The following is a 22141-nucleotide window of genomic DNA, read 5'->3' as shown; positions in this document are numbered from 1 at the left end:
CATCGTCCTGGGTTGACATGAGAAGCTCTCAACAGTCGGCCTCGCTCGAATAGCCCCAGAATCGCAGCATGGGTTCGATCGTGGGGAGCACCAGATCGAACTCCTGCTGATACCGCATCCAGCGATTCATGCCTTTTCTGTTCACCGGCTCAATGACCTGGTCATAACTCGGGGTGGCTATGTATCCCTTGTCGCGTGCGTGCTGGTCGAACCGCAGCATCGGCGCAGCATCATCCAGCCCCAAAAAATGGGCAATACGTGCCGTATGCCCCGGAAAATCCGTCACCAGATCCTCATAGCGCGACACCAGTACATCCGGTTGAAAGATATCCACATTCCGCAGCCAATAATCCATCGCCCCCACGTAAGCAGCAGCTAGTCTTTGAAGGTTGGCACAAGCGGCACCCAGGATGCTTGAACGGAAGTTCTGCATGTAGCAGCTCAGGATCACGTCGCATGGGTGGCGCACCGCAAGAATGAACTTTGCCCGGGGAAACAGCCGGTAGATGAGTGGCAACCACAGCATGTTCAACGGGTTCTTGTCGACCAGCTGCGCCTGCCAGCGTCGCGATATTTTCTCGGAAACCATGATCAGGTAGAGCTTGCGCAACTCGTCGCAGTCGCGCTGCTGGAGCTGTTCCAGCTTGTCCATGATGCCAGCGTCATGACTCTTCAGTTTGTCGGCGAGCCGGTTGAAGAACGGGTTCTCGTCCATCGACTGCAGGCCCGGATGTGCGTCCAGCATCTGTTCGAGCAGGGTCGTGCCTGAACGAGGAAAGCCGACAATGAAGACCGGCGAATCCCGCGAGTCGGGTGCGCTTGTTTTTGGCCAGCGACGATAGGTTTCGGGAGTCACATGTGGCAGTGCCGCCGGCAGCGCAGCGCAGTCCGGCAAGAAAAACTCCGGCGAGGCAATTTGCAGCTCCTGCACCTGCCATTCGTGGGCCGTTCGCAAGGCCTGCATCGCCGGCCCCGACTCGCCCAGTTTGTCGTATGTGTCCGCCAGCTCGAAATAATGCGCGTAATCGCAGGCGTGTCGTGGCCCGTATTGCTCCAATACGGATCGTGCATGGGTGATGTCGCCACTTCTCAGGGCAAGTGTGGCGAAAAGGTGCCTGACGTCAATTCGCGCTTCATCGGTCGAGACAATGGGGTCCGCAAGGAGTGCCCGCGCCATTCCCTCGCTCCTGGCCAGTTCGTTCAATCTTTCGTAGACCTTGGCCAGCAGCAATCTGGCTTCGAGGCATGAGGGATTGCGAGCAACAAGATCTTCCAGGAGTACAGCGGTCGACGGCGTATCGCCCATCAGCTGCAGCAACTTGGCGAGCTCCAGCTGGAGCAATTCGCTGTCAATCGGCAACCACGTCCGCCACGGCTTCAGCAGGTCGGCAGCGCCATGAAAATCCTGGCACAAGCAGCACGCGCGCGCCGCGTGGATTCGTGTCAACGACGCACTTTTGTCGAGCTCGAACGCATCAAGCAAGATCTCGCGCGCGGCCAGGTAATCCTTGCGTTCAAGCAGCAGCAAGCCCATCTGGACTTTGGGCATGAGATTACCCTGATCCAGCCTGATCGCATTCGCGTAGGCGTGCTCCGCTTCCAATGTCGCGCCGCTTTCCAGCAACGCGGTTCCGTAGTTGCACCAATAGGCGCTGCACCCGGGGGTCAACTCGGTCAAACGGAAGTAAACGGCCGTGGCTTCAGGAAGACGGTGCTGATAGTGCAGGCTCATGGCAAGCAACTGCAGTACTTGCTCGTCATCAGGGTTATCGGCCAATTGCGCATGACAGAGTCGCTCTGCATCGGCTGGTCTTGCTGCCTGCAGGGCCTCGAAGATCAGAATGACCGGCTCGGTAGTCATGCCATCAATAAAGAGGACCGCGTGATTCGGTCACGCGGCCCATATGGTTGACGCACTCGCTTGACGCTTAAAACTTGACTGTCACACGGGCCCAGAAGTAACGACCCATCAGGTCGAAATCGCTGGGATCGGTGTTGGCGTTGAGCGTGTTGTTCGCGTACAGCATGGGCGGCTGCTTGTCGAAGGCATTGTTCACGCCAAAATCGATGCGCGTGTTCAGCGGCTCGATATTGTAGCCGAACGATATATCGTTATACACGGTGGCACCATATTTATACACCGCCCCTGTAATGTTGCATTGATACTTGCCGCCCGCCGGATTCGGCTTGCCTTGGTAATAGCACGTACCGTCCGGAAACACATCCTGCGACGGGCTCTTCGAACCCATCTGGAAGCGACCGATGTAACGCACGCGCCAGGAGGCAGACCAGTTACCCAGCTGCCAGTTGACGAAACCCTGAGCCCGCCAGCGCGGGAACAGGCAGGTGCCTATGCCCGGGCAGGCCGCCTCCTGCGGCGAACCGAAGGGCAGAAAATGGCCCGCATCGGTATAGGTCGTGTTGCTCGCCGTACCCGGAGCGGTCTGCAGGTTGTAATACTTCAGGTAGGTGGCATTGAGGCCGACCGTGAACTGACCGAAGGAGAATTGCGGCAGTTTGTAGGCCAACGACCAGTCAACGCCACCAGTGTTCAGCGTACCCAGATTGGCGGTCGGTTCACCGATGGTCAGGATCTGACCCTGATTGGGCCCGACGACCGGATTGCGATGAATCAGCGAGCAGAATGCCAGGTTGCCGGCGGCACATACGTCGAGGACGCTTTGTGCGTTCACCGTAGTGATGGTGTTGTTGAGATACACATGCCAGAAATCAACCGTGGTTGATAGGCCCGGTGCCCACGACGGACTGTAGATCGCGCCGAAGTCAAACGATTTCCCTTGCTCAGGCTTGAGCTGGATACCGGCGAATTGAGCGCCCGACAGAATGCCGGTGATCTGGTTGTTGGCGGCGACGGCCTGATTGATGAACGTGCCATTCGTCGGCACATTGACGCAGGCGGGATTGACCGGCGCACCGGTATAGCCTGTACAGGGATCGTTTGACAGCTTCGGTGCGTCGGCCGCCGCACCGTTGTATTCCTCCGCGAGGTTCGGTGCGCGGAACACCTGCGCCATGGTGCCACGCAGCAGCAGGTCGTCGATCGGCTTGTACTCCACGGCGAACTTGAAGTCGTTGGTGTTGCCGTAGCCATCGTTGTAACGCGAGTACCGATCGCCGATGGTTACATTGAGCGACCTCACCAACGGGAGTTCACTCAGGACAGGAATGAATGCCTCTGCATAGAGCTCCTTCACGTTGTATCCGCCCTGCGTGGCCGAGACGCATTGACTGCCCAGCACGCAGGTACCCGCGACCGGGTCGAAATTCAGGAGCGGATCCACGTACGAGTTGACATATTCCTGGCGATAGTCGGCACCAGCCGCCAATTGCACCGTGCCGGCGGGCAGGCTGAGCACGCCCCCATTGATGCCCGCGTGCCACTCCTTGAGGCTCGCGTATTGATTGGTGACGGCCGGTGATGCAGCTGCCTTCAGCGCAGCGATCGAACCCGGAGAGTACAGGTCGAACGGATTGAACTCCAAAGCCGTCGAAGTGATACCGGCCGGACAGGCCGTGGGTGCTGCCGTCGTGCCGCACGCCAAACCGGTGGCCGACATGTAGGAAGGTCCTGTGTACAGCTTGCCCCCGTTTGGCAGATTCAAGGTCGTGGTGACCGCGCCCGAATGACCATAATCAAGGCCGACATCCCAGTTCCAGTCCTGGTCGAATAGCGAGAAGCTGCCCTTCAAGCCGACATTGACTTGTTCGGTGTTGGCACCGAACGTCGCCACACGGTTGCCAAGGGAAGACAGGCGGGAATTGATGGTCGGGCCGGCGCTGCTGAACGTGGCACCGAAGTGGTTGAAGTAATTGTTGACATCGATGATCGCGTTGCCGGCCACATAAGGGTTGTCGCCATAGATGCCAGGAGCCAGCTGGAAGTCTGACGAGGTCTTGTTGTAGTAGGCGTCCATGTAGGCCGAAACGTTGTCGGACAGGCGGTACGTGCCCATCACAAACGCGTTGGTACGTTCCTGCGGCGTCATGATCAGGTTGATCGCCGCGTAGTTGTACTTGTCGCTGTTCGCGCCGTTGTTCTGGTAGCAGTGATAATTGGAAGTGTTGACCAGTTGACTGTTGCCGCCTGGATTAAGCGCCACAAAACTGCAACCAAAGAGCGGCTGCACGGGCGTACCGGTGATCTGAATATGGCCGTAAGGCGAGGACGACGAACCGCCGATGTTGGCGGTCGGCGGATGCGGTGCGCTCGGACCAGTGCCATTCGTGCCATAGATCGACACCGCATTCTTCGAGAAACTGCGGCTGCTCGCTTCAACACCATCCTGCTTGTTGTACTCGATGCCGCCCATGATGCTTCCCTTGTCGGACGTCTGCCCGAAAGTGAAGCTGTAGCCTGATTGGTCACCATCGTTGTGGTCGGACTCGCCGACATTGGCGGTAAACTGGACGCCCTGATAATCCTTTTTCAGGATGAAGTTGACCACGCCGCCGATCGCATCGGAGCCGTACGTCGCCGATGCGCCGTCGGTCAATACTTCGATGCGTTCGATCATGGCCGCCGGGATGGCGTTTACATCCGGTGATGTACCTTCAGTTGAAATATAAGTGCCGATGGCGTCAACCACACGCTGACCGTCGACCAGGATCAGGGTGCGCTTGTTGCCAAGACCACGCAGGTTGATGGTGGAAGCACCCGTGCCGCCGCCGTTGTTGAGCTGTGGATTGGTGTTGCCGCCGGTCATCGCCGGCAGATCCTGCACCAGGTCGCCCAAGGTCATCTTGCCGGTCGCCTCGATCTGGGCGCGGTCAATCGTGACTATCGGATTGGAAGTTTCCAGATCCACACGGCGGACCAGCGAACCGGTGACCACGACCGTCTGCAAGGTAGCTACTTTTTTTGGAGGATTGGCTTGATCCGGCGTTTTCGCGTTGCTGGAATTCTGCGTCGCAGCCTGATTGCCGGCGGTCTGGGCAAATGCGCTGGTGGTGATACCCACGGCAGTAACCGCGCCGAGAGAAAGCGCGATCCGAACCGCCGAAGAAAGTTTCTTGACCCCAAATTTCATGACACCCTCCGATGATTTTCATGAACAAGGAATACCTGCCACCTGGATCGTTTTTCGGCCTCTTCATCGAAGCCACATATCAGTAAAGTAAATGCGATCGTGGCCGTCATCGATACGAGCGCTTATTCAGCCAGAGCAGCCATCATTGATAATGGACATCCAGATCGGTAATGCAGGCCGGCACGAGCAAGCCGTCAACCAAACTTGGCAAGCAAGCGGGCCGCCAGGCTAACTAAAGCATCACGCTCGACGGCCACCTCATGAAGCTCCACCTTCAGGCGGTGGAATTCGGCACCAGGCAATGGCCTCCTGCTGAAACGAAACCTTCTCACCCATACTCGAACCGCATCGGCTCGAACATTAAGTCTCGACGCAACCACAGTTGCGGGAAGATGGCGCTCCACAACCAGTTTTATGGCTTCAGTCTTCAGTTCTTCGGGATAATAGGTCGGACGCATTCATGCCCCCTTTCTTATCAACCGGTAGCAAGCAATTATTCGATCCAGTGCTTATATCGTGACCATCGGTGCCGGGCGCATCAGGCTTGATCACGAGATAATGATTCACTTCAAATGCGTTACTTTCGTTGTTACCACGCATTTACAATATCTAGACGAAAAGTTATTTCATATATCCACTCTTGTTCGGTCTGGATATGACCAATCATCATTAAGTAGCGGCGCCCGGAACGACGCTGGACGACGTTTGATATAGCCACTTTTCTTCGTCTTCGTTATGACCACTGCCAGACAGGCAAATGCCAGGATGTGTGACTCATCGATTCCCTGCTCGGCTGTTCGCTTTCAAAGGGAACAGCGATGAGCAACACGATGGACGAAGAGATCAAGTCCTGGACGGGGCCGTGCATGTCGGCGCCAGACACAATCCGTGCAAGCCGACTGTGGATTCGAGACACATCGCCAGCCCGCGCGGCGGGATGGGTTCCTGGACGAAATGTGCCGTGGCTTGATCCGATGGTGCTCCATGCCCGACAGCTCGCGCTGCCCTGGGTTGCCAAACGGCGCAAACAGCAGACTAGCTGGCGCTGGGATACTTCAGCAGCAACGCCTTGAAGCGCGGATCATCGCGCAGCGGATCCCAGGCCGGGTCGAGCTGGAGCAACGCGCTCGAGAGGGGAGCGCCATCAGGTATGGATAGCACGCGCCCTATCACGGCGATGGCCTGATCGGGCTGGCCGACCCGCACATACAGCTGTGCTTGCGATGCGAGCATATCCGGTCCGGTGAGGGCATCCTTGCTGACCGGCATCAAGGCGACGGCACGCTCGCCTTCAGCGACGGCCTCGGGTTTTCGGCCGAGCCCGGCATACGCAAATCCCAGAGCCAGATGCAGGTCCGCGTCGTCCGGTCGCTCGACGAGGGTGGCGCGCACACGCGTCGCAACCTCGGCATACGCCGCCGTCGCCTTGGCCGTGTCTCCCGCCGCCTGCAAGGCCCACGCCAGATACAGGCGTCGGGGCAGAACAATGTTGTCCGGGTCGACCCAGTCATCGGCCTTGTCCGCCTCGACTATCTTGACGGCCCCGGCATAATCGCGCGCCAACCAGCGCTCGAAATACATGGTCATGATATTGCTCGTGTAGGCATCGCTGCCCGGCACGAGCGCGGCCAGCGCAGCGCGCAGCGGTGCCGGATCGCCCTTCCACATCAACTGATTGAAGGCCTGTGCCACACGGTTGCCGACGGGATCCCGGCTCACCGCGATGGCGCCGGCATAGGCAAGATCGGCATCTGCGTAGCGATGCATGCTCTCGTAGGTCACGGCGAGTTGGTTGAACGCAAACTCACTGTGTGGATCAAGCAAGGTGGCCGTGCGAAACAGTGCCACCGCCTCATCCCAGTGACCCTGGCGCCGGGCGATCGAGGCGATGATAAGCTCCACGGTGGCACTGTTGGGCAAGGCACGCCGGGCCAGCTCCAGTTGAGCGGTGGCACCGGCGTAGTCCCGATGCCCCCAGTACTCATACAACCCCAGCGCGTATTGTCCTTGGCCCAGATTTGGCTGCAGCGCCAGGGCGCGATCGGCGGAGGCCTTCGCCGCGGCCAGTCGCGTGTTCGTGCGATCGGGCGCAAAGAAATACATCTGCATGTGAGCGCGCGCGAGCGCCGCCGCGGCCAGCGCGAAGTCAGGATCCTTGGCCAGTGCCTGTTGATACAGCGCGATCGCCACGGGCAATTCGGACTGTGACAGCTCGGGATTATCGAAGGCGCGGTTGGCGTGCACGCCGGCTTGCAGGTACAGATCGTAGGCTGCAGCGTTCCGGGTCGGCATTCTCTCGATACGCGCGGTCTCGGCGGATGTCAGCTGCACCTTCAATGCCTCCGCCACGTTCTGTGCGACCTCGCCTTCCACATTGAACACGTTGTCCAGCGTGCGTGTGTAGGCTTTCGCCCAGAGATGGTTGCCGCTGTTGGCATCGATCAACTGCACATTGATCAGCACCTGATTGCCGGCCTTCTGTACCGTACCTTCGAGCAGCGTCGCCACCCCCAATTGTCGGGCTATGGTTTTCACGTCTTCTGGATGGCTCGGGTATTTCTCTGTCGAGGTGCGGGCGATCACCTTGAGCCCGCCGATACCCACCAACTGGGTCAGTATCATGTCCTGCATGCCACTGGCGAAATACGCGTTGTTCTGGTCTGTACTGAGACTCTCGAACGGCAGCACCGCAATGGACTTGAGATCGACTGCCGGCGACGTGTCCGCAGGATGGCGCGCGAATTGGTGCCACCCGAGCAGCACAGCCGCCACCACGAGCAAGCCCGAGACCGCGGCAACGAGCCGCCTATCGAGCCGGCGTGTCCTGTTCGGCAGCAAGGGCGTTGCCGAACTCACTGCCATTGCAACAGGTGGCGCGGCGACATCGCTGGTGAGGGCCGGCAAGAACGCAGCTTCCGTGGCCACTGATGGCCTGCCGTCAATCAACTCCTCACGCGACGCGGCGGACCGCACCTGGGCATCGAGGCGGAAACCGACGCCATGCACGGTATGCAGATAGTGGCTGTCTTCGCCGCTCTCGCCGAGCGCATGACGCAACACCGCGATGATGCGGCTGAGTACGGCAGGCGTGACATGGGTATGCCCCCACACCACGTCGAGAATCTCGTCACGGCTCAACACACGGCCGGGTTCGCGCGCCAACAGCACGAGTACGGCGAATGCCTTGCGCTCGAGCGCGACCTCCTCGCCATCGACAAACAGGCGATGTCCCAGGGTGTCGATCTCGACCCTGCCGAATGCAATCCACGCGGCAGAGGCGGACTCTACAGCCATTCGTTCGACCTCCATTCCCGCCCCTGCTCCTGTTCAGGTTACACCAAGTCTGATGCGAGTCTCGGTATGGCCAAGTGTGGACTGCGTTGTTGACCGAACCGCATTCCAGCGCCATCTGAACCAGATGCGGGGGGGGGTTGCCCACCTTTACGCTGATTCTGCGAGCATCGGCAATGTCCGTCATGGGTTAAAAGGCACACTCCAGCTTGCCAACACCCGGCTCCATCGGCACCGCTGCGGCAGACATCATGAACACGGTTACCGGCTCGGGCGTGCCATGAAGCTGAGGGTTACGCCTGTACGACGAACGAGGGACCGGCAAATCGACACCCAACTCCATTGAGAACAACCAAAGCCCCGGATGACCTTGGTCGACACCACGATACTGGGCGGCGCAATCCCGAACAGGTGTTCAATCGGACTGGAATCCGCAGCGCAAGTATTGCTCGGGTCACTGTGCATCGATTCGGGACACTCTACGTGGCGCGCCGACCGCACGACTTCTGTCCTGGCCAGCTGCTGCGCGCCACCGACCTCCTGCCTCGACCGCGCTGCCCGGCGCAGCAGAGCAAGGACGAGGCACTCCCCACCACCCGCGCCAACGAATCGCGCTCGCTCCGTAAATAACCTAGCAAATGCCTCACGATTTCAACGAGATTTTCTCAAGCAGCGCCTGCGACAGCGGCCTTAGGCTCTTGCGTACGGGCACCCCGCCCGCCGGGAGAGCGTCATGAAACGTCTGATGATTGGTGCAACCCTCGCCATCGGCCTGACCTGCATCGGTACTGCGGCCATCGCCCATACGGACGAGCAAGTTGTCGAACTCGACAACGGTTTCGCGGTGCTAGCCATTGTCGCCCATTCGCCGGCTGAGTTCGCGAGGGCACAGCGTGAAGCCAAAATGATGGAGGCGCAGCGCCTGCTGGGTCTGGGGCCGCTGACCATCGTTGCGCGGGCGATCGACGAGTCACCCCAGACCGTTGCCACGCCGGCAATGAATGAAGGCGCCGTGGCAAGCGTGCCGAGTCGATGAGGATGACGACGGGTGTCACGCCGAGCGCATCGACAGAGATGCGGTCAGTTCGATGGCGCTGCGGATGCAGCGTGCCGATCTGGATAGCCGGGTGAACGGTACCGCCATTTGCTGAGGTTTCCATGTTCCTCGAATTCGATGGTCAAGGGCCGGCTTACGCACAACTTACCCGTGCCTTGAAAACTTCCATTCTCAACGGGCGGTTGAAGGCCAATACGCGCCTTCCGTCCACCCGCGCACTTTCCCTGGAAGTTGGCATGTCGCGCATCACCGTATTGGCGGCTTATGAGCAACTCCGTGCCGAAGGCTTCGTCTATGTCCGGGTTGGCGCTGGCAGCTACGTCAGCCACTTGCAAACCTCTCCACCACTTCGCCTGCTGAAAACGGAGCCCATCACGGCACCGTCGCGCTACGCAAAGCGTGCGAGAACGCAGAGAGATCCATTGATTACACGCCGTCATCATGGGCTGCGTCTGAACATGCAATACGGCGAACCGATGACCCAGCCTGCGCTGGGTACCATCTGGGCCCGTGAACTCGCCCGCGCTGCGGTCTACACCCCGTTGGAACGAGGAGACCCACAAGGACTGCTTGCCTTGCGTGAGCAGATTTGTCGCTACCTGGCGCTTCGGCGCGGTGTTGATGCGCATCCGAACCAGGTGCTCATCATCAATGGCTCACAACAAGCCTATGCCCTGACCGCGCGTGTCCTGCTGAACGAAGGAGACGCCGCGGTCATGGAGGAACCGCATTACTTCGGCATGTGGCAGTCATTCGCTGCCCACGGGGCCAACCTGCTGCCCGTGCGTACGGATGGCGAGGGCCTGGTATGCGCCGAGTTGCCGGCGCAGGCGCCTCGCCTGATCTGTGTGACACCTTCCCATCAGTTCCCTTCCGGCTCAACCATGTCGTTGTCACGACGCCTGGACCTGTTGCGCTATGCCGAGGCAAGGCAAAGCTGGATTCTGGAGGACGACTACGACAGCGAGTTTCGCTTTGACTCCCAGCCCCTGGCCGCATTGCGTTCGCTCGACGAGGGCGACCGCGTGATCTACGTGGGTACGTTTTCCAAGACGCTGTTCGGCTCGATGCGTCTGGGCTACATGGTGTTGCCCGCAGCGCTGCGTCAGGATTTCATCAACGCCAAATATCTGGCCGATATTTGCAATCCGGTGATTGAACAGGCTGCCCTGGCGCACTTCATGGAGAGCGGTGGCTTCGAGCGACATCTGCGGCAGATGGGAAGAACGCTCAAGGCGCGCCGCGAAGTACTGCTCAACGGGCTGCGACGTTATGCCGGTGAGCGCATCCAGATTGCGGATTCGCATGCCGGCATGCACGCGGTTATCTGGCTGCGCGACTACGATCACGCACAACTGGAGTCCCTGATCGATTACGCGCATGAGCGCGGTCTTGGACTGTACCCGATAGCACCGCACTACCATGCCAGACCTCCCATACCAGGCCTCCTTCTCGGATACTGCGGGCTGTCCAGCCTCGAGCTGCAGGAGGCTGCCCAATTGTTCGGCGCATGCCTGGATGCAATAGATGCAAAAACCGTCTGTACGTCAGTGGAATCGCTGCCCTTGAGACGACACTCCGGATGATGGTTTTATCCATTTGGGGAACCCACGACGGCGAACTTCAGGGTCGTCTGTACCACCTTGACATCCTTCGCCAGCAAGTCGATCTGGTCGATGAGGTGCTTGGCCACAGTCAAGCGATTCTGGCATCCCGGATGGTTTCGATGCGCCAGTATTTGTTGCTTTCGATAACAGTGCTTGTTCCCTTGTCAGTATAGACGGCAGTGGACCAACGTGGTTTCACCTGCTGAGAGCAAATTGCACGTGCGTTCTGGCAGACAAAGAAACCTTGGGGCGCTGAGACCAAGCCTTCAAAAAGGAAACTGACCGCCGAATGGCGGCCTGCGAAGTCCTTGCAACGTAATTCAGCACGGGTGATCCCTAGAACGGTTCTTTCCACCATGTCGCATGGATGAATCCCCCAAGATATCTCCCGTCAAGTCAAACCGGCGCCCGAAATCGCCACTCCAAGCTGTCGAACTGTTGCGAATTGGCTTCGCAAAGATTCCAAATGCAATCACGTCAGCCGATGACGGTTCCGGTGCAGGTACAAAGGGGCGACGTCAGAGGGTGAGATCGAGGCCGTTACGCTCCCGCTTCTGCAACAGCAGTAGATAGCTGGCGGCAGCCCAGCTGAAATTGGGCGATTGATAACCCTGACCGGTCAACGGGTCGTAGTTTTCATACATGGGCGCCTGCTGCATCAGCCCCTTGGCGTCGAGTACCAGACGGCGCGCCATCTCGTCGGCCTGCTGGGCATAGCCGTAATTCCTGAGGGCTTCCACGCCGAAATAGGCCTGATCGAGCCATACCGGGCCCCGCCAATAGCCCTTAATCGGTGAAAAATGCGGGTCGTCGGCGGCGAGGGTTGGGAATGGCATGAAAGTGGCGAACTTGCTCGGATCAAGCATCACCCGGATCACGGACTTGGCCTGATCGGGGCTTGCCACGCCGGCCCACAGCGGCGCCCAGCCTTCCGAACCATAAACGCGCACGGGATCACCGCTACCCAGTTTGGCATCGAAGAAATAACCGCGCGTCTTGTCGAACATGCGTGTCTGAACGACGGTCTTCATCGTCGCGGCCTCTTTCAGCCACTGCGCCTGATCCTGGGCTTTGCCGAGGATGGCCGCAACCTGCGCCAGATCAAGTTTTTCCTTGTACAGGTAGGCATTGAGATCGGCCGACGCCTGATCCATCGACCAGGCGTTATTGCCGTTCTTGAGCATGGTGATGGCGTCGAAACGGACGCCGTTGTCCATGCCGCTTTCCCACTTGGCGGCGACCTTGGTGCCGTCGGTCGAACCATATTCGGCCATGCCGTCGTGATCGTGATCGCGCGCCGCGAACCACCAGCGGTGATAGCGCACCAGCTTGCCGTACATCTCGCCCAGAAAGGCTTTGTCGCCGGTGGCACGATAGATTTCCAGCGCCGCCCACACCGCCAGCGGTGGCTTGGTATCGCGCCAGTTGTTGGCCGCCTTGTCGAGATAGATGCAGTCTGGAACCATGCCGTCGGCGGCCTGGTAGTCGAACATCGCACGCATCTGATCGCGCGCAAGCTCAGGCGCGAATTGCGCCAGCGCCGCCGCATGCTTCCACGAATCCCAGGACCAGAATCCGTTGAAATCGGGATTGGAATACGAAGGGACGACACCGTCGTGATGCAGGTCGCCACGCGCTGCCCGCCAGTTTCCCAGCAAGGTCAGCATGGCCTTGACGGTAACCCGTCGTGCGACCTCGTCGGGAAGACCGGCAACATGGCTTGATGTCACGGACTTCAGGTAGTTGCCCCAGCGTTCGCGATTTTGCGTCCAGGCCGTAGCGATATCGACGTGCGCTGGCTTGTCGGCGTGGATGTCGTAGACCAGGGTTTGTTCGACCCAGACCGTTGCCGTCTGATTCGGCTTCAGATGCAGCGGGTGGTCCAAGGCGATGCGATAGTCGGCTCCTGACAGCGTGACCCGATAGGCAGGAGCACCGTCTGCGTGAAGCCGTGTGGTCAGCTTCGAGTTCGAGTTGGCGAAGGTTTGCGCCACCGTATCGCCGTCCTTGACCAGCCGGGCCTGCTGCTGGGGCATCACACGCCCGGCGACGGAAAGATCCACGTCCCGCGATGTTGTCGCGGTAAGTTCGATCCGCACCAGAGCATGCCAGGAATCGGCAAAGAACAAGGTCTGACGCACCACTAGGCCCGGGCCGGAAAACTGACGTACCAGATAGCCTGGCGCCGCGTGGCTATCGATCGGGCTCAGAGTGATGCTCTGCTTGCTGGTGGTATCGCGCAGTGCCAACCGGGCGAAGCGCGCACCGACCCATTGACCATCGCCAAGACTGTGCACGAAGGGGCCCGAAAAGCCTGTCGCGGGATCGCCGGCAACCGGCAGGCTGTAGCCATGCCACGACCCGGTGTCAAAAAAGATGTTGAAGCTTCGATCCGTCGGAGTCTGCGGCGCACCATGCAGGTCGAGTACATCGAGATAGCTGGTAGCAGCATCGGCCTGATGGGTGACTGGCTCAGCCAATGTGCCCACGCCGTCGAGACTAAAGACCGCGATACTCGCAGCGATGATCAGGAGTCTGACGGGTGGGCGCATGACGTATCGTTCCTTGGTACGGACCGCTGGTGAGGGGGTCGCGTCGGCCACGGAAGCAGCCGACGCGACGCAGGTCCCCGGATGGCAACGGTTTCGTTCCCTTGGATTTTAGAACTTGTACTTGACCTGGAAGTTGACTTCACGCCCCTCGATCGAACGGGCGAGAATCACCCCGCCGCTGCTGGCAAAGCCGAACAGGCGGGCATTGCCTTCGGTGATGCCAATCTGGTTGGTGACGTTGGTACCGCGCAGACTCAGCACCCACTTCTCGCCGATGTTGGCGTTGGTACCGAAGCTCACGTCGTAATAACTGCCCATCGGCTGCTGCATCAGCTGGTCGCTGAAGCGGTTGCCGATGTGCTCGTAGGTGGCCCAGAACTTCAGGCTGCCCCAGCTGGTCGGCACTTCGTAGGCCGGCGTCACGCGGTACTGGATTTCGGGCTGGCGATCCACCGTCATGCCGGAGATGCTGCTGCACTGGTAACTGCCGTCCTGCGCCTGATACGTCACGCAGCCCGCGTAACGGTTGTAATGGCCGTGCATGTAGTTGCCGCTGAGCGCAACGGAGAAGCGCTCGAACGGCTTGAGCATCACCTGTGCGTTGACGCCATTGGTCATCGAACCGTAGACGAGGCTGACCAGCCCCGTGCTCAGCTGGATCGAGTACGGCACGCCGATGAACTGGCGATGGTACGCACCGATATCCGCGTAGATCCACGAGGCCTGATACTTGAAGCCTATCTCGTAGTTGTGGATGTGCTCGGTCGGCGGATCGCCGAGGTTAACGATGTCGTCGAAGCTGGGCAGGAACGCGCCATTGTTGACGCGACCGTACATGCTCATGTTGTCGGCCAGCAAATAGTTGGCGCCCAATGTCCACGACGCCGCGCCGCGGTTCTGGCCGTAATGGGTCCAGCTGTCGATCAGGTACTCGGCGTTGTTGTTGTAGACGGTGTTCGGGTTGGCGTCGAGGTCGCCCGACGAAGTGTTCTGGAAGTTGCCGCCGATGTTGTCGTGCTGCCAGCGCACGCCGCCGTCGAAGCGCCACTTGCCCACCGTCCACTCGTCGGCGAGGTAGAACGCCGTGGTGGTGGCGTGCCAATCCTCGTTGAACGCCATCCATGACTGCGGACCGGGAGCCCAGAACAGGCCCTGCTTGTCGGTCAGCTGGTAGACGTTGCCGCCGACGCTGTAGTCCACCGCGATCGGGGTCGGGTTGTTCTGCGCCTGCAACAGCATGTTGAGGCCGTCGTCTTCGGAGTGGTCCATGCCGTACACCGCGGTGTAGTTGCCGAAGGTCAGCGTGTTGCCGTCGAAGAGTTCCTTGCTCAGCCGGAACTCGTTGCTGAGCGAGTGGATGCGCTTGTGGATGTACTCGGGGTTCTGTACCGAGACGTTCTGGTTCAAGTCCGCCGGCTTGCCGTTGTTGGTATAGACCGCCGTGGCGGTGCCGCCGGACGGCAGGCCGAAGCCGGAGACGGAACTGGTGATGAACTCGCCCAGCGAGGTCGGGTTGGCGCCGGTGCTGAAGAACGCCGTGGTGTCCATGTCGCCGCCGACAAGGATGGCCTTGTCGGAGAGCGACCAGCCATTGTCGAATTGCAGGTCGAGGTTGGCGCCGACCACGTGCATATCACCGCCCTGGCCGTTGGCCATGTCGATGTTTTGCCCGCCAGGCGTACAGCCGCTGGTGAAGCAGGGCGTGGTCTGCAGGAACTGATAGCGGTCGGCGTTGCTGCCGAAGGTGCCGGTGAGCGGGCTGAAGCCCGGATAGGGCGAGAACTTGCCCGCAGACGGGTTGTAGATCGGCGTGTCGGTGACCCACTGGTTCTTGTCTTTCAGGTCACGCGCGTAGAACATCAGCGAACCATGTTCCAGGTCGTGGCTGAGCGTGGCGGTGAGCTGGCCACCCTTGTCCGAGGCGAACTGCGGATCGCGCACGCCGTCGGACTTTCGCCAGAAGCCGCCCACGCTGCCATACCAGCCGCTATCCTTGCCGCCGATCGGGAAGCCGTAGAAGCCGTCCAGCCGCTCCATGCCTTCCGAGCCGTAGGTCACGCCGATGTCGCCGCCAGGCGTCGAGGAACCTTCCTTCAGAATGAAATTGGCGATCAGGCCGGGCTGGCCGTTGCCGTAGAGCACCGAGGTGCCGCCCTGCACGGCCTCGACGCGATCGATGGTGTCGTCGAGGCGGAACATCGCGTCGGTGAAGTAGTCCCACTTCGGGAACAGCGGCGAGCCGTTCATCTGCAGCGTCACGAAGGGCGCGCCGCTGTCCGACGGGAAGCCGGCGACCTCGATGTTCGCGCCGGTCTCGCCACCGGACGATTCCGGATACACGCCGGGCGACAACTTCAGCAGGTCGGCCGTGCTGACCGGGTTGAGCTCCCTGATCTGCTCGCTCGTGGCTGTGGTGATCGAATAGCTGGCATCGATCTTCTTGATGCCGCCGAAGGCGGAGTTGCCGGTAACCACGACCTGGTTGAGTGTCTGCACCGATGCCGACTCAGCGGGTTTCTGCTTGCTGTGGTCTGTGGATGGCGCAGCTTGGGGCGATGTGGCTTGCGGCGATGTGACCTGGGACGCCGCGTCCTGGGCTTGAACTGCACCGGTCGCCAGCATGACGCCGATGGCAACGCTTAGAGCCCGTCGATTGATCTGCGTGCAACTTCTCATGATGAATTCTCCTCCCCGAGACATATGAATCATTGTTTTTTGACTGGATTCGATGCCGTTGCGCCTGCGCGTGGTCAGGCCCATCCGCTGCTTGAAACCGTTTCGTCCTTTCTCCGCTATCCCTGCACCAGGCAGGGCGCGGCGAGGACACATCGTAGCCCAGAAAACTCCATTTGTACTACCATAGTATAAAATACGAACTAGCGCGATGAAGACGCGCCTGATCACGCGCTGCAGAAAGTTGTCCGCAGGGTGATAGTTCGACAGGCATGCGGGGACGAGTCATCGGCGAGGTCATCGCCTGCCGGCATGCATTGACTACACGGCGGATGGCCGGTTCAACGCAGTGCGCGGACGTAGCCCAGCAGCAAGGTGCTGGTGGTAATGGCCGTGCGCCGCTGCAGCAGATCTTCTACTCCATGCCGCCGAATATTTTTCTGAGTACCGTGCAGAATTCACACGGTGCATTTGTATGATAAATTTCGAGCGCTACCGCACCGCAGCATCCAACGACACCCGATCCATACGGCTTCACGCAATGACTGCGTGATCATCCGGAAAGCGCCCTTACTGCGGAGAGAAGTTGATAATGAAGGCTACGGACTCACGCAATCTGCACGGCCATGTGATCCGTGAATTGGGCAAGCGGATCGTTGTCGGCGACTTGCGTCCGGGCGATATATTGCCGCGTGAAGAGGTGCTGGCCGAAAGCATGGATGTGAGCCGCACGGCCCTGCGCGAGGCATTGAAGGTGTTGTCCGCCAAGGGCTTGATCGAGTCTCGCCCGCGAGTGGGCACGCGCGTACGTGCGACGCACTTCTGGAACCAGCTTGATGCGGATGTCCTTTCATGGCGCTGCGCCTCGATGCCGACCGACGACTTCATCGAAAAGCTCGTCGAGATGCGCGAAATCATCGAGCCGGCGGCCGCGGCCGCAGCTGCGCGCCGACGCACCGCGACCCAGCTGTCCAACGTGGAACTTGCCTACAGAAAAATGGAGGCGGCCCGAGACCCTGAAGAGTGGGCGGCAGCGGATCTCAGCTTTCACGATGCCGTGCTTCAGGCGACCGGCAACGAGTTGATGATCTCGCTTTTCTCGGTGGTCGAAAGCGCGCTCGGGATGTTCTTCGTGTTGTCGGCGAAAACGGCCGGAAACTTCAGCTATTCACTGCCACACCATCTGAAAGTGCTTGAAGCGATCCGCCGCAAACAGCCCGAGGTCGCTCGCAAGGCGATGCAAAGCATGATTGAGGACTCGCTGGCCAATCTTCACAAAAAGCGCAAGGGAGGCTCCAAAAAAGCTTCCTGAGCTGCATCTGGTGTTGGACCAGGCGTCAGCAACGCCCAGTCCACCCAACCGGGCTACGACCCGCGCAACACCTGATCGAGCTTGTCCAGAAATTCTTCGGCGTTGGCCTGACTGAACACGATCGGCGGCTTGATCTTCAGCACGTTGTCGTCCGGGCCTTCGGTGGAAAGCAGCACGTGACGTGCCTTCATCGCTTCCACCACGGCCTTGGCTTTCGGCTGGTCGGGAGTTCTCGACTCGCGATCACGCACCAGCTCGGCACCCACAAACAGGCCGCGCCCACGCACATCCCCAATGCAATCGTGGCGCTGCTGCAATTCGCGCAGTCCGTCCATCAGGAACAGACCGACGCGACGCGCGTTCTCCTCCAACTGTTCGTCCGCAATCACATCCAGCACGGCCAGCGCGATCGCGCAGGACACCGGATTGCCGCCGAACGTATTGAAGTACTCCATGCCGCTGACAAAGCTGGCGGCGATCTCCGGCGTGGTCACCACGGCACCCATCGGATGGCCGTTGCCGATCGGCTTGCCGATGGTGACGATATCCGGCACGACGCCCTGGGATTCGAACGCCCAGAAATGTTCGCCCACCCGACCAAAGCCAACCTGCACTTCATCGGCCACGCAGACGCCTCCAGCCGCACGCACCGCTGCATAGGCCTCAGGCAGATAGCCTTCCGGCAACACGATCTGGCCGCCGCAACCCAGCAGCGATTCGCAATAGAACGCTGCCGGCGCGATACCGCACTGACGCAGGCTTTCGATGGCCCCTGGCAACAGTTGGCCATACTGTTGACCGGCCGCGGCAGTTTCGCGGAAAGGTCCGCGATAAGTGTCCGGCATCGCCACCACACCCACGTGCGAACTCTGTCCTGCTCCACCCTTGCCTTTGAACTTGTATGGACTCAGTTCGACCATCGACGGCGAATGACCATGGTAGGCGTGATCAACAACAACTACACCTAGCGCCCGGGTATGTGCCCGCGCCAGGCGCAGGGCCAGATCGTTCGCCTCGGTACCCGAGTTGGTCAGGAACACGACCGACAACGGTCCAGGCAAGGTCGCGGTCAGGCGCAGCGCATACTCGACGATGTTGTCATGCAGATAACGGGTGTTGGTGTTGAGCTGCGCCATCTGCGCCTGCCCGGCCGCGACCACACGCGGATGGCAATGTCCGACATGGCAAACGTTGTTGACCATGTCCAGGTAAGCCTGACCGTGCTGGTCGTACAACCAGACACCTTCACCGCGAACGATCTTGAGCGGTTCGTTGTAAGACACGCTGAGAGTCGGATTCAGCAGCTGCTTGCGCAGGCGCAGAATGTCGGCATTGCTACGCTGCGGCACATTGCTGGAGGCGGTGGGATCAGTCATAGCTTGGTTCCAGAAAGGGGCCAACGATGGCATCGTGGTTGACTTTGGCGAGTTCGCGCAACAACGCGCGTACGCCTTGCTGCGACACAAGGATGAACGGATTGTCGGGCTCTTCCCGATGCGCGCGCGTCGCCATCAGTACGCTATGGCAAAGGCGCGCAAGTATGAAGGCATGCAGTTGCTCGAGTTCGACGCGCTGCAACGGACACTGCGCCAGATAGCCGCGAACAATGGTACGTGCGCACGCCACCGGATCGGCCTCATGTTGCATCGCATAGGTGCAGGCGATCGCCAGGTCGGCCAGCCGAAAGCTGGTGCACATGTCGCCGAAATCGATCACCGCGCGGACGCGCGCTCCGCCGCCGTCATCTGCCACGATCACATTCAGATCGTTGGCATCGTTGTGCAGCACCGTGATTGGCAGCAGCGTTCGCCATGACGGAAGGCGCGCACAAAATGTCTCGGCGTGCGTCTGTACGATGGCGCGCAGTTCGGTATCTTCGATATGCGCGATTTCGCCACACAGGGTCGGCAAACGCAGTAGATTCCAGTCGTGCTGGCGATCGGCCGCTGGATGATGAAAGTCCTGCAGCCCGCGCGTCAGCCGGCCAACCGCATCGCCGAGACTCTCGTGCAAGGTCGCGCGCTGGGTCGGCGATAGTGCGCCAATGGCTTCCGCATACGTCGTGCCGGGCACGAAGCTCAACACGCGCACCTGACGCGGCTGCCCGGCGATCGGCAAGGTCAGCAGGTGCTCGCCGTCCACGGCGAGCCGCACCCGCGGCCATTGCAACGCCGGCTCGCGCTTGGCCAGCGTCATCATGGCCTGATTCTCGAGATCCAGGTCCATGCGCGACCATGACGAGTGCCCCACCTTCAGCACATACTCGCCACCATCGGTGCGGATGCGGAAGTTCTGATCGGCATAGGATGGCAGTGCGCAAATATCGCCATGGATGCACCAGTGCCGGTTAGCCAGCATCAGCGCCGCGTCGGGAGTCAGGATGTCCATAGGATCGCGTACAAATATTGCGGGAGTCATAATTGTAGTATAAGTTGACATTTGAAACTCACCACAGGCGCATCCCATGTTTCGGCCCTTGCTGGCGGCGGTACTGGCCGCCGCCATGATGATCACCGCTGCCAATGCGAACCCGGTCGACGCCGGCGGCCCGCATCCGGCACCGCTACAGGGCGCGGCGTTGCTGCACCAGCGCGAGCCGATGAGCTTTGGGGTGTTCTATTACCCGACGCAATGGCCGCGCAGCCAATGGCAACGTGACTTCGGCGGCATGGCCAGGCTCGGCTTCGACTTTACGCACATGGCCGAATTCGACTGGACCTACCTGGAGCCGGAAGAAGGCCACTTCGATTTCGAATGGCTCGATCACGCCATCGATCTGGCCAACAAGGCCGGATTGCGCGTCATCCTCGGCACGCCCTCGGGAGCTCCGCCGAGCTGGATGGACGAGCGCTACCCCGAGGTTTACCGGGTGGATGAGCACGGCCAGCGCCATGAACACGGCATCCGCGCGGAAGTATCCCTGGCCAATCCGAAGTACGAAGCGTTTGTGACACGCCTGGTCACCGCCATGGCCCAGCATTATGGCCACGATCCGCGCGTCTGGGGCTGGCAGGTCGACAACGAGCCCGGCAGCTTCCTCGATTACAGCGACAGCGCGCGGGCCGCGTTCCAGGATTGGCTGCAGAAGAAGTACGGCAGCATTAAGGCGATGAATACGGGGTGGGCTGGTTCGTTCTGGAGCACCCGCTACGGCAGCTTCAAGCAGGTACACATCCCGAACGCCACGCTCGCAGCCGAAGACAAGCTGAGCCCGCATGCGTTGCTCGATTTCGCCCGCTTCCAGGCTGATACCACGGCACACTTTCTCGATGCCCAGGCGCTGATCATCAAAAAGTATGCCCGCGCCGGGCAATGGGTGACCACCAACTACACCAATGTCTCCACCGCCACCGATCCGCGACGCACACACAATCTGGATTTTCCGACCTTCACGCTCTATCCGGTCGCCGGCGCGAATGTGCTGGGTGGCGACAGCTACGAAATCGGCAAGCCCGCCAACCTGATGGAAGCGGCGGCGTATTTCCGCTCCATCAACGGCACCTTTGGCGTGATGGAGTTGCAGCCGGGCCAGGTCAACTGGGGTGAGATCAATCCGCAACCGATGCCAGGCGCGGTCAGCATGTGGATGTGGCATGCCTTTGCGTCCGGCGCCTCCTTGCTCAGCACCTATCGTTACCGCCATCCGCTGCGCGGCAGCGAGATGTATCACGAGGGCATCGTCAGCACCGATGGCGTGACGCTCTCGCGCACCGGGCGCGAATTCGTCGATACCCTGCATCAGATCAAGGCGCTCGAATCGCAACTCGACAGCAAGGCACGGCTGCCGCAAAAACTGGCGGCGCGTTACACCGCTTATCTGTGGAGCCAGGATGTTTTCTGGGATCTGGAAATCCAGCCGCAAACCACTCTGTGGAACAACTGGGCCTACCGCAACGGCTACACGCTGGCTGTAAAGAGCACCGGCGCGCCGATGGATTTCATTGCGGAAGACGATGACTTCAGCCGCTATCCGTTCCTGATCGCGCCGGCCTACCAGATGGTCAGCAAGCAGCTGGCGGACAAATGGCGGCGCTATGTGGAACAAGGTGGCCATCTGATCCTGACCAGCCGCACCGGGCAGAAGAACGAGCTCGGCCAGTTCCATGAGGGTCCGTGGTATGCACCGATCCTCGATCTGATCGGTGACGAGGTCGATGGCTTCGACATGCTGCCGCCGAGCGCCAATGGCGAAGTCAAAGCGGATGGTAAGACGTATGCCTGGCGCCGCTGGGCCGACATCCTCACCCCGCGCCGAGGCACCCAGGTGCTCGCCACGTATGCTGATCACTATTACGCCGGCAAAGCGGCGGCGACCACCCGCAAGCTGGGCAAGGGCAGCGTCACCATGATCGGCGTATCGACCGATGACGGCGAACTGGAACGCGAGATCGTGCGCAGCGTCTATCAACGCGCGGACGTGCCGATCGAGGATCTGCCGAAGGGCGTATTCATCGACTGGCGCGGCGGATTTGATTTCATGGTGAACTACAACCCGCGGCCGTTTGCCCCCGTGCTTCCGGCAAACGCGAAGATTGTGCACGGCCAGGTGCCGCTGACCCCGGCGCAGACCCTGATCTGGAAGGACACCACGCCGTGATCCC

The 22141-nt window shown here is 60.3% G+C and carries 13 protein-coding genes; 4 read left to right on the top strand and 9 right to left on the bottom strand.

Features of this window, described 5'->3' with window-relative positions:
• Positions 1-28: 28 nt before the first annotated feature.
• The 4 genes from B0E50_RS14615 to B0E50_RS14600 form a co-directional block, all read right to left on the bottom strand.
• Positions 29-1861, bottom strand: coding sequence for a sulfotransferase family protein (locus B0E50_RS14615; RefSeq protein WP_077442079.1), 1833 nt, complete (start codon positions 1859-1861; stop codon positions 29-31).
• Positions 1862-1928: 67 nt separating this feature from the next.
• Positions 1929-5048 (bottom strand): TonB-dependent receptor, encoded by a 3120-nt coding sequence (locus B0E50_RS14610; RefSeq protein WP_077442078.1) that lies wholly within the window; start codon positions 5046-5048, stop codon positions 1929-1931.
• 194 nt (positions 5049-5242) lie between these two features.
• Positions 5243-5506: a transposase gene (locus B0E50_RS14605; protein ID WP_077442077.1), complete on the bottom strand. Its 264-nt coding sequence runs from the start codon at positions 5504-5506 to the stop codon at positions 5243-5245.
• 577 nt (positions 5507-6083) lie between these two features.
• A complete protein-coding gene (locus B0E50_RS14600) occupies positions 6084-8342 on the bottom strand; it encodes a winged helix-turn-helix domain-containing protein (RefSeq protein WP_077442622.1) in 2259 nt (752 codons plus the stop codon).
• Positions 8343-9072: 730 nt separating this feature from the next.
• On the opposite strand from B0E50_RS14600, the gene B0E50_RS14595 reads away from it, so the two are divergent.
• On the top strand, positions 9073-9375 hold the full coding sequence (locus B0E50_RS14595; protein WP_139350889.1) for a hypothetical protein: 303 nt from the start codon (positions 9073-9075) through the stop codon (positions 9373-9375).
• A 122-nt stretch (positions 9376-9497) separates the two neighbouring features.
• A complete protein-coding gene (locus B0E50_RS14590; protein WP_077442075.1) occupies positions 9498-10982 on the top strand; it encodes a PLP-dependent aminotransferase family protein in 1485 nt (494 codons plus the stop codon).
• Between the two features lie 109 nt (positions 10983-11091).
• On the opposite strand, the gene B0E50_RS18285 is transcribed toward B0E50_RS14590, so the two are convergent.
• The 3 genes from B0E50_RS18285 to B0E50_RS14580 form a co-directional block, all read right to left on the bottom strand.
• Positions 11092-11361 carry a hypothetical protein gene (locus B0E50_RS18285; protein ID WP_139350888.1) on the bottom strand — a complete coding sequence of 90 codons (270 nt, stop codon included), beginning with the start codon at positions 11359-11361 and terminating at the stop codon, positions 11092-11094.
• Positions 11362-11521: 160 nt separating this feature from the next.
• Positions 11522-13555 carry a trehalase family glycosidase gene (locus tag B0E50_RS14585; RefSeq protein ID WP_077442074.1) on the bottom strand — a complete coding sequence of 678 codons (2034 nt, stop codon included), beginning with the start codon at positions 13553-13555 and terminating at the stop codon, positions 11522-11524.
• Between the two features lie 108 nt (positions 13556-13663).
• Positions 13664-16051: a TonB-dependent receptor gene (locus B0E50_RS14580; protein WP_168170892.1), complete on the bottom strand. Its 2388-nt coding sequence runs from the start codon at positions 16049-16051 to the stop codon at positions 13664-13666.
• Positions 16052-16820: 769 nt separating this feature from the next.
• Between B0E50_RS14580 and B0E50_RS14575 the strand changes: the two genes are divergently transcribed.
• Entirely contained in the window at positions 16821-17540 is a 720-nt protein-coding gene (locus B0E50_RS14575; RefSeq protein WP_077442072.1) for a FadR/GntR family transcriptional regulator, read from the top strand.
• Positions 17541-17593: 53 nt separating this feature from the next.
• Here B0E50_RS14575 and B0E50_RS14570 read toward each other — a convergent pair whose 3' ends face one another.
• Both B0E50_RS14570 and B0E50_RS14565 read right to left on the bottom strand, forming a co-directional pair.
• A complete protein-coding gene (locus B0E50_RS14570) occupies positions 17594-18916 on the bottom strand; it encodes an aminotransferase class III-fold pyridoxal phosphate-dependent enzyme (RefSeq protein ID WP_077442071.1) in 1323 nt (440 codons plus the stop codon).
• On the bottom strand, positions 18909-20045 hold the full coding sequence (locus B0E50_RS14565) for a phosphotransferase (RefSeq protein WP_077442621.1): 1137 nt from the start codon (positions 20043-20045) through the stop codon (positions 18909-18911). The genes B0E50_RS14570 and B0E50_RS14565 overlap by 8 nt, the downstream gene beginning before the upstream one ends.
• Between B0E50_RS14565 and B0E50_RS14560 the strand changes: the two genes are divergently transcribed.
• Positions 20005-22137, top strand: a complete 2133-nt coding sequence (locus B0E50_RS14560; RefSeq protein ID WP_077442070.1) for a beta-galactosidase — start codon at positions 20005-20007, stop codon at positions 22135-22137. The two genes, B0E50_RS14565 and B0E50_RS14560, sit on opposite strands and share 41 nt — an antisense overlap.
• Positions 22138-22141: the final 4 nt, after the last annotated feature.

The organism is Rhodanobacter sp. C01, from assembly GCF_002001045.1.
GTDB lineage: Bacteria > Pseudomonadota > Gammaproteobacteria > Xanthomonadales > Rhodanobacteraceae > Rhodanobacter.
The sequence above is the reverse complement of the archived record's forward strand: the minus strand, read 5'-3'. Positions and strand labels throughout refer to the sequence as shown.

Coding starts and splice junctions, on each gene's coding strand:
- B0E50_RS14600 (WP_077442622.1), bottom strand. CDS start 8,342: ATGGCTGTAGAGTCCGCCTCTGCCGCGTGGATTGCATTCGGCAGGGTC.
- B0E50_RS14570 (WP_077442071.1), bottom strand. CDS start 18,916: ATGACTGATCCCACCGCCTCCAGCAATGTGCCGCAGCGTAGCAATGCC.
- B0E50_RS14605 (WP_077442077.1), bottom strand. CDS start 5,506: ATGCGTCCGACCTATTATCCCGAAGAACTGAAGACTGAAGCCATAAAA.
- B0E50_RS14590 (WP_077442075.1), top strand. CDS start 9,498: ATGTTCCTCGAATTCGATGGTCAAGGGCCGGCTTACGCACAACTTACC.
- B0E50_RS14615 (WP_077442079.1), bottom strand. CDS start 1,861: ATGACTACCGAGCCGGTCATTCTGATCTTCGAGGCCCTGCAGGCAGCA.
- B0E50_RS14575 (WP_077442072.1), top strand. CDS start 16,821: ATGAAGGCTACGGACTCACGCAATCTGCACGGCCATGTGATCCGTGAA.
- B0E50_RS14585 (WP_077442074.1), bottom strand. CDS start 13,555: ATGCGCCCACCCGTCAGACTCCTGATCATCGCTGCGAGTATCGCGGTC.
- B0E50_RS14595 (WP_139350889.1), top strand. CDS start 9,073: ATGAAACGTCTGATGATTGGTGCAACCCTCGCCATCGGCCTGACCTGC.
- B0E50_RS14565 (WP_077442621.1), bottom strand. CDS start 20,045: ATGGCGGCGGCCAGTACCGCCGCCAGCAAGGGCCGAAACATGGGATGC.
- B0E50_RS14560 (WP_077442070.1), top strand. CDS start 20,005: ATGTTTCGGCCCTTGCTGGCGGCGGTACTGGCCGCCGCCATGATGATC.
- B0E50_RS18285 (WP_139350888.1), bottom strand. CDS start 11,361: ATGGTGGAAAGAACCGTTCTAGGGATCACCCGTGCTGAATTACGTTGC.
- B0E50_RS14610 (WP_077442078.1), bottom strand. CDS start 5,048: ATGAAATTTGGGGTCAAGAAACTTTCTTCGGCGGTTCGGATCGCGCTT.